This is a genomic window from Pseudomonas donghuensis (genome assembly GCF_000259195.1).
Lineage (GTDB): Bacteria > Pseudomonadota > Gammaproteobacteria > Pseudomonadales > Pseudomonadaceae > Aquipseudomonas > Aquipseudomonas donghuensis.
This window is the reverse complement of sequence record NZ_AJJP01000222.1, coordinates 1-5,520: the sequence shown is the minus strand read 5'-3', so window position 1 is coordinate 5,520 and position 5,520 is coordinate 1. Positions and strand designations below refer to the sequence as shown.

Genomic DNA, 5,520 nt, shown 5'->3' with positions numbered 1-5,520 from the left:
CGCGGGGGGAGCCGTTCGGGTTGGCCGGGTAGCTCTCGGTGACCTTGCCGTGGTTGTCGACGAAGCGCAGGGCCACGCAACCGGACAGGTCAGCTTCGAGCAGGGCTTCTTCGCTGGCGAACTCGGCATGGCCTTCACCGTGGGCGATGGCGATCGGCATGCGCGAACCGGCCATGCCCTGCAGGAAGATCGAGTTCGACTTCTGCACCTCGACCATGGCCACACGGGCCTCGAACTGCTCGGAACGGTTACGCACGAAGTGCGGCCAGAACTCGCTGCCCGGAATCAGTTCGTGCAGGTTGGACATCATCTGGCAACCGTTGCACACACCCAGGGTGAAGCTGTCGGTACGCTCGAAGAAGCCCTGGAACGCATCACGGGCACGGGCGTTGAACAGCGCCGACTTGGCCCAGCCCTCACCGGCGCCGAGCACGTCACCGTAGGAGAAGCCGCCACAGGCCACCAGGCCCTTGAAGTCGTTGAGGTCAACGCGACCGGCAAGGATATCGCTCATGTGCACGTCGATGGCGTTGAAGCCGGCACGGTCGAAGGCTGCCGCCATTTCGACCTGGCCGTTGACGCCCTGCTCGCGCAGCACTGCCACCTGCGGGCGCACGCCCTTCTTGATGTAGGGCGCGGCGATGTCCTGGTTGACGTCGAAGCCGAGCTTGACGCTCAGGCCAGGATTGTCTTCTTCCAGCAGCACGTCGAACTCTTGGTCGGCGCAGTCGGCGTTGTCGCGCAGACGCTGGATCTGGTAGCTGGTCTCGGCCCACTGGCGTTGCAGCAGGCGACGGTCGCCCTTGAACAGCTCTTCACCGGCCAGCTTGATCAGCACTTCGCCGTTGTTGATCGGCTGGCCGATCACCGCGACGCAGTCTTCGCCAAGGCCGGCAGCGCTGAACTGGGCCAGCACGTCCGGGGTGGCGTCCTGACGCACCTGGATCACCGCACCCAGCTCTTCGTTGAAGAGGATGGCGGCGATTTTCTCGCGCTTGCTGGTCAGGGTGTCCAGTTCCAGGTCCAGGCCGCAGTGGCCGGCGAAGGCCATTTCCAGCGCGGTGGTCAGCAGGCCGCCGTCGGAACGGTCGTGGTAGGCCAGCAGGTGGCCGTCGGCGTTCAGGCCCTGGATCACGGCGAAGAAGGCCTTGAGGTCTTCGGCATCGTCGACGTCCGGCGCTACGGCGGCCAGCTTGCCGTGGGTCTGGGCCAGGATCGAGGCGCCCATGCGGTTCTTGCCGCGGCCCAGGTCGATCAGGATCAGGTCGGTCTCGCCCTTGTCCATGCGCAGTTGCGGGGTCAGGGTCTTACGCACGTCGAGGACCGGGGCGAAGCCGCTGACGATCAGCGACATCGGCGAGGTGACGCTCTTCTCCGCGCCCTCTTCGCTCCACTTGGTCTTCATCGACATCGAGTCCTTGCCCACCGGAATGGTCAAGCCCAGCTCCGGGCACAGTTCCATGCCGACAGCCTTGACGGTGTCGTACAGACGGGCATCTTCACCCGGGTGGCCGGCAGCGGACATCCAGTTGGCCGACAGTTTGATGTCGGACAGCTTGCCGATGTGCGCGGCGGCCAGGTTGGTCAGGGTCTCGCCGATGGCCATGCGCCCGGACGCCGGGGCGTCGAGCAGGGCCAGCGGGGTGCGCTCGCCCATGGCCATGGCTTCGCCGGTGTAGACGTCGAAGCTGGTGGCGGTGACGGCGCAGTCGGCCACCGGTACCTGCCACGGGCCAACCATCTGGTCACGGGCAACCAGGCCGGTAATGGTGCGGTCGCCGATGGTGATCAGGAAGCTCTTGCTGGCAACGGCCGGGTGACGCAGGACGCGCTCGACCGAGTCGTTCAGTTCCAGGGTGCTTGGGTCGAAGTCATCGCCCAGCTCCGCTTCGCGGGTCACCGAACGGTGCATGCGCGGCGGCTTGCCCAGCAGCACGTCGAGCGGCATGTCCACCGGGGTGTTGCCGAAGTGGCTGTCGGTCACGGTCAGGTGCGGCTCGGCAGTGGCCTCGCCAACGACCGCGAACGGGCAGCGCTCGCGCTCGCAGATGGCCTGGAAGCGCTCGAAGTCGCCGGCGCTGACCGCCAGCACGTAACGTTCCTGGGATTCGTTGCTCCAGATCTCGTGCGGGGCCATGCCCGGCTCGTCGTTGGGCACGTTGCGCAGCTCGAAGCGGCCACCGCGGCCACCGTCGTTGACCAGTTCCGGGAAGGCGTTGGAGATACCGCCGGCGCCGACGTCATGGATGAAGGCGATCGGGTTGTTGTCACCCAGTTGCCAGCAACGGTCGATAACCTCCTGGCAACGGCGCTCCATTTCCGGGTTCTCGCGCTGCACCGAGGCGAAATCGAGGTCGGCGGAGCTGGCGCCGGTATCCACCGACGAAGCCGCGCCGCCACCCAGACCGATGAGCATGGCCGGGCCACCGAGCACGATCAGCTTGGCGCCGACGGTGATCTCGCCCTTTTGCACGTGGTCTTCGCGGATGTTGCCCAGGCCACCGGCCAACATGATCGGCTTGTGGTAACCGCGTACTTCTTCACCGTGCGGGGTGTTGATCGACTGCTCGAAAGTACGGAAGTAGCCAGTCAGGGCCGGACGACCGAATTCGTTGTTGAACGCGGCGCCGCCCAGCGGGCCTTCGACCATGATGTCGAGGGCGGTGACAATGCGGTCCGGCTTGCCGTAGGCCTGCTCCCATGGCTGTTCGAAGCCCGGGATGCGCAGGTTGGAGACGGTGAAACCGGTCAGGCCAGCCTTGGGCTTGGCACCGCGGCCGGTAGCGCCCTCGTCACGGATTTCGCCACCGGAACCTGTGGAAGCACCGGAGAACGGCGAGATGGCGGTCGGGTGGTTGTGGGTCTCGACCTTCATCAGGATGTGCACCGGCTCCTGCACCGCGCCGTACTGGCGGGTTTCAGGGTTCGGGAAGAAGCGCCCGGCCACGGAACCGACGATCACCGAGGCGTTGTCCTTGTAAGCCGACAGCACGCCTTCGTTGTGCATCTGGTAGGTGTTCTTGATCATGCCGAACAGGCTTTTTTCCTGGCTCTGGCCGTCGATGTCCCAACTGGCGTTGAAGATCTTGTGGCGGCAGTGTTCGGAGTTGGCCTGGGCGAACATCATCAGTTCGATGTCGTGCGGGTTGCGCTTGAGGCCCTGGAAGCTGGTGACCAGGTAGTCGATCTCGTCTTCGGCCAGGGCCAGGCCCAGCTCGACGTTGGCTTTTTCCAGGGCGGCGCGGCCACCACCGAGGATGTCGACGGCGGTCAGCGGCTTGGGCTGGGCGTGGCTGAACAGGCTGGCGGCCTCTTCAAGCTTGGCCAGCACCAGCTGGGTCATGCGGTCGTGGAGGATGTCGGCAACGACGGCGGCGTCGGCGTCGCTCAGCTCACCGCTGACGTAGTAGGCAATGCCCCGCTCCAGGCGCTGGATGTTTTCCAGGCCGCAGTTGTGGGCGATGTCGCTGGCCTTGCTCGACCAGGGCGAGATGGTGCCGAAACGCGGAACCACCAGGAACAAGCGCCCGCTTGGCTCCTGGACCGGTACGCTCGGGCCGTACTTGAGCAGGCGCGCGAGCACTTGCTGTTGGTCGGCACTCAGATCGCCGTCAACCTCGGCGAAATGCGTGAATTCAGCATACAAACCACTAACAGCGGGGACTTTCTGGCTCAGTTGCTCGATTAACTTACCGTGGCGAAAGGCAGAAAGGGCAGGAGCGCCGCGCAGGATCAACATCGTCGGGACAGCCTCAGGAAGGGGGTGTGCTTAGAGGCCGTGCATTCTAGCCTAATTCCAGCGCTTCCGGCACCCGAAACACAGCATTGCGACACCTGGACATGTCGGCCCGGCAAAGCGGACTCAGGGGTCAAAAAAAACCGCCTGTTTCGACCTGCATTTTGCCTTTAACGCAAAGATCGCTAGCAGACAAGCAAACCGTTGTCGAGATATGGCGCAACCGGTCCTTTGCGTATACTGCAACCTATGTTCGCCCAAACCGCTTTGCGCCAGCGGTGCGCCAGATGGCTCATCGCAACCGGACTCTTCCTGATGCTCGGTGCCTGTGTTGAAAAACCCAGCACCCTCGAGCGCGTCAAGGAGGATGGCGTGCTGCGCGTGATTACCCGCAACAGCCCGGCCACCTACTTCCAGGACCGCAACGGCGAAACCGGCTTCGAGTACGAGCTGGTCAAGCGTTTCGCCGACGATCTGGGCGTGGAGCTGAAGATCGAGACCGCCGACAACCTCGACGACCTCTTCAACCAGCTCGGCCAGCCTTCCGGCCCGGTGCTCGCGGCAGCGGGCCTGGTCAGCAGCGAGCAGCGCAAATCGCAGGTGCGCTTTTCCCACCCGTACCTGGAAGTCACCCCGCAAATCATCTACCGCAACGGCCGCCCACGGCCCACTGACGCCAAGGACCTGGTCGGCAAGAAGATCATGGTGCTCAAGGGCAGTACCCATGCCGAGCAGATGGCCGAGCTGAAAAAGCAGTATCCGGCGCTCGAATACGAAGAATCTGACGCCGTTGAAGTGGTCGACCTGCTGCGCATGGTCGACGAAGGGCAGATTGACCTGACCCTGGTCGACTCCAACGAACTGGCGATGAACCAGGTGTATTTCCCCAAGGTACGGGTGGCCTTCGACCTTGGTGACGCCCGCGACCAACGCTGGGCCGTGGCCGCAGGCGAAGACAACAGCTTGCTCAACGAGATCAACGAATTTCTCGACAAGGTGCAGAAGAATGGCACCTTGCAGCGTCTGAAAGATCGCTATTACGGGCACGTCGATGTACTGGGCTACGTAGGCGCTTATACCTTTGCCCAGCACCTGCAGCAGCGCCTGCCGCGCTACGAGAAGGCCTTCCAGGCCTCGGCCAAGAAGGAGCAGGTCGACTGGCGCCTGTTGGCTGCGATCGGCTACCAGGAATCCATGTGGCAGGCCGAGGTCACCTCCAAGACCGGTGTGCGCGGCCTGATGATGCTGACCCAGCGCACCGCCCAGGCCATGGGCGTGTCCAACCGCCTGGACCCGGTGCAGAGCATCCGCGGCGGCGCCAAATACTTCATGTATGTCAAATCCGAGCTGGATGACAGCATCAAGGAGCCGGACCGCACCTGGTTTGCCTTGGCCGCCTACAACGTCGGCAGCGGTCACCTGGACGACGCGCGCAAGCTGGCCAAGCGCGAGGGCCTGAACCCTGACAAGTGGCTGGACGTAAAGAAGATGCTGCCGCGCCTGTCGCAGAAGCAGTGGTACAGCAAGACCCGCTACGGTTATGCCCGCGGCGGCGAGCCAGTGCACTTCGTCGCCAACATCCGCCGCTACTACGACATCCTCACCTGGGTGACCCAGCCGCAGCTTGAAGGCAGCCAGGTGGCCGAGAGCAACCTGCATGTGCCGGGTGTGAACAAGACCAAGCCAACCGAGCAGACCCCGCCACTCTGAACTGTTTCGCGGGGCAAGCCCGCTCCTACAGGCTCCTGTGGGAGCGGCGGTGCGGCGACCCGACTTGCCCCGCG

General features: G+C 64.1%; 2 protein-coding genes. One reads left to right on the top strand and one right to left on the bottom strand.

The window, feature by feature from the left end; all coding sequences use genetic code 11:
• Positions 1 to 3,739, bottom strand: a 3,739-nt coding sequence (purL, locus tag UW3_RS0102225; RefSeq protein WP_010220559.1) for a phosphoribosylformylglycinamidine synthase, incomplete at its 3' end; no start/stop codon positions are given.
• A 246-nt stretch (positions 3,740 to 3,985) separates the two neighbouring features.
• Here purL and mltF point away from each other — a divergent pair.
• Positions 3,986 to 5,446: a membrane-bound lytic murein transglycosylase MltF gene (gene mltF / locus UW3_RS0102220; protein ID WP_010220558.1), complete on the top strand. Its 1,461-nt coding sequence runs from the start codon at positions 3,986 to 3,988 to the stop codon at positions 5,444 to 5,446.
• The last annotated feature ends 74 nt before the right edge of the window (positions 5,447 to 5,520 follow it).

What these genes read in the sequence shown, in the direction of transcription:
- mltF (WP_010220558.1), top strand. Translation starts at nt 3,986, where the DNA reads ATGTTCGCCCAAACCGCTTTGCGCCAGCGGTGCGCCAGATGGCTCATC.